At 44.8% G+C, this 3,059-nt stretch carries 1 protein-coding gene; it reads right to left on the bottom strand.

Annotated features, from left to right (window positions below):
- Window positions 1-469: 469 nt before the first annotated feature.
- A complete protein-coding gene (locus Pmgp_RS18950) occupies window positions 470-2,608 on the bottom strand; it encodes a PAS domain S-box protein (protein ID WP_134216203.1) in 2,139 nt (712 codons plus the stop codon).
- Window positions 2,609-3,059: the final 451 nt, after the last annotated feature.

Raw genomic sequence — 3,059 nt, 5'->3', positions numbered from 1 at the left:
CAGAAAACTGGTCCGGCTGGTTTATGCTTTGCTGCGCACGAACCAGCTATATATTCCTAGAAAGAGGGGTGGTTGATCGCCTCCTATAAGTGACCGCCTTCTTGGTTGCCCAGTTATTACCAGTTGAAACGAGTTTAACGCTTTGAGGAATAAGGGGATGACTATAACAGTCACCCTCTCTCTATCCCCGGCAGAACCCCGCCAGTCGCTCGGGTTGCTCTCCAGTTCTGGCAGGGATAGCCATAAAAGGCATCGCCCTATCCTCCTGGCGGAAAAGAGCCATTTATAGCTTAACCAAATTAAAGATGGAAATTTCCATTTACACGGAATTATTTACACTCCCTCAAAAAATGTCTTATGCGCTTTTCAAGGATCAAGTAGGGTATGCTGAACTGTGTTTTTTGCATCAATATCTTTATTTAATTATCTATATTGTGCAGGGCCATACCTTCTTAAATAAAAAATTTCCCTACCCCATATTAAGTATTTTTATAAATTTTTGAACCAATTTAGGATCAAACTGAGTCCCGGCACACCTGTTTAGCTCAGCTACAGCTTCCGGCTGAGATAAAGCCTTACGGTAAGGCCGGTCGCTGGTCATGGCGTCGTAAGCGTCGGCAATGCTAAGTATACGGCACTCCAGAGGGATTTCCTCCCCTTTCAGGCCAAGCGGGTAGCCCTCGCCGTTCCACCACTCGTGGTGTTTGAGAATCCAGTCCGCGATTAAAGCCAGTTCGGGCGCCGACTGCGCTATACGGTGCCCGATCTCGCAGTGCCGCTGCATTTCAATTAATTCTAAATGGGTAAGATCGCCAGGTTTAAATAGAATACTGTCTGGTATGCCTACCTTGCCGATGTCGTGGAACTTAGCCAACAGGGACAGGTCATCCAACCTTTGCTTCGGAAAACCTTCAGCCTTGCCCAGGCTTGATACTAAAACCAGCAGGCGTTCAGCATGGCCCTCCGTATTATAGTCCCTTGCTTCCATTGCTTTTACCAGTGTTTGCACGACGGCGCTCCGTGTACTCTTGCTCTGGTGCAATTTTTCACGGTACATGTTATTGTCGGCTTCTCTGTATAGATCCCCCAGGCCGAGCGGATCATTAGTCGTGGCAAAACCCGCGGAAAGGCTCAGTGGCAATGCCGGGTTTGCAGCATTGTAATTCTCCACGGCCTTAAGTATCCTGTTGAAAGCCCTTTGGGCGGCTGTGTGGCCGCAGTTTGGCAGAATAACGGCAAATTCGTCGCCGCCAATCCGGGCTATTATATCGCTGTCCCGCAGGGAACTTCTCAGGACATCGGCAGCAGCTATCAGCAGCGCGTCACCGCTGCCGTGTCCGAAAGAGTCGTTAATAATTTTAAGCCCGTCCACATCACATATGATTACGCTTACCTTGTTAAAACCTCCGCTTTCTAAACGTTCTATTTCGTTCTCAAAGTAGCTGCGGTTATATAGACCTGTGAGTGAATCGCGCAGGCTGAGGGTTTTCAGGCGCTCCTCCATCTGCTTGCGTTCGGATATGTCCATAATGACCCCCCGCAAGCCTGCCGGCTTGCCGTCTTTGATAACAGGACTTGAATGTATAATAACGGGGAAAGTCGAGCCGTCCTTCCTGCGTACTGTGTATTCAATGATGCCTAACTTCTCACCGTTCATCAGTCTCAAAATATTCTGTGTCGCCCGCACTCGATCTTCAGGAACTAAGTAGTCTAACGCCTTGATACCCTTATCAAAATCATCTTTAGTGCAGCCGAAGAATTCGTAACAATTATTGTTGCCATATTTGATTATCCCTTTTTCGTCCATTTCATAAACGACTTCCGGCAGCGAATCTGCCAGCTCACGGTATTTTTCTTCGCTGGTTCTGATTTGTTCCTCAGCCTTCCTGCGCTCAGTTACGTCAAACATGGCCAGGACTATCCGCCCGTCTTCCAGGAAAGTCGGCCAAAACTCTATTTCTTTTGCAGACCCGTCCTTGCAGGTCACAGTAAAAGTCCTGGACATAACCGGATTTTTAATATTTTCCAGCCAGTCCTCTATAACTTTCTTTCTGTATGCCGGGTCCGGGTAAAACTTCAGCTGACTATCATTAAATGTGTGAATTTCCTCCAGAGTGTAGCCCAACATATTAATCGATGCCGTGTTCTGATGGATGATATTCCAGTTTCTGTCCAAAAAGAATACACCGCATGGGAGGTTCTCAATTATGGTTGAGAAGCTGCTTCTCTCCCTTTCCAAAAGTTCCTCCGCAAGTTTATGACCAGTTATGTCGAGCAGTTGACCAAGGATAGCCGTGCGGCCATTATACTCTATGAGTGAAAAAAAGCCCTTTAAATAGAGCAGCTCGCCGTCACTATTAAATGCCCTGAACTCGTAAGAATCCGGCATGTCTTCCCCGGCAAGGCGGCGCCTGGCGCTGTCCGCTACTATTGTTCGGTCTTCCGGGTATATTTGCTCAAAAAACTTGCCGCGCAGTTCCTCTTCACTATAACCGATCAAACTAACCATCCTTGGGTTGGCAGTCTGCAACGTCCCATCCTGGTGGATAAACACCGAAAGGGGTGAAGTGTCAAAGATGTGCCTGTAATCCAAAGCAGTAACAACCATGGTTTGCCTCCATAAGGTGATAGTTCATGAATAGTTAACTAATTTCACCAGGAACTGACATTATCCTTCAAGTATGAAGTATATTTGAAATTTTCAAGAATTAACGTTAATCCTTGGGGATAAATATTATTCAAATTGTTGATGCTTTCTTTTATATAATCTTTAGTCTATTTGGGATGTATTATTTATTTTGTCCTTTCTTGTAGATATATGTAAATAATGGTATTATAATAAAATAAAGCATAAACCGTATTAATTAGAAAAAATCTGATTTTTTCTCCTTTAAATGACAAAGAGTGATCACGTTCAGGTGTTATGCTTTTGATCCTGAGTTTTGCAGTAAAAACAAGTTATAAAGCTCTGCAAGTACAGCATTTATGCGGACTTCAGAGCTTAACTTTTTGGTATATTAATGTTGTATATTCAGACCTTATTTGTGGTATTGCAAAAT

It is taken from the genome of Pelotomaculum propionicicum (genome assembly GCF_004369225.1).
GTDB lineage: Bacteria > Bacillota > Desulfotomaculia > Desulfotomaculales > Pelotomaculaceae > Pelotomaculum_B > Pelotomaculum_B propionicicum.
This window is presented reverse-complemented; position numbering and strand designations above follow the sequence as displayed.

Bases quoted from the DNA above. Each gene is read 5' to 3' on its own strand.
- Pmgp_RS18950 (WP_134216203.1), bottom strand. From the start codon at position 2,608: ATGGTTGTTACTGCTTTGGATTACAGGCACATCTTTGACACTTCACCC.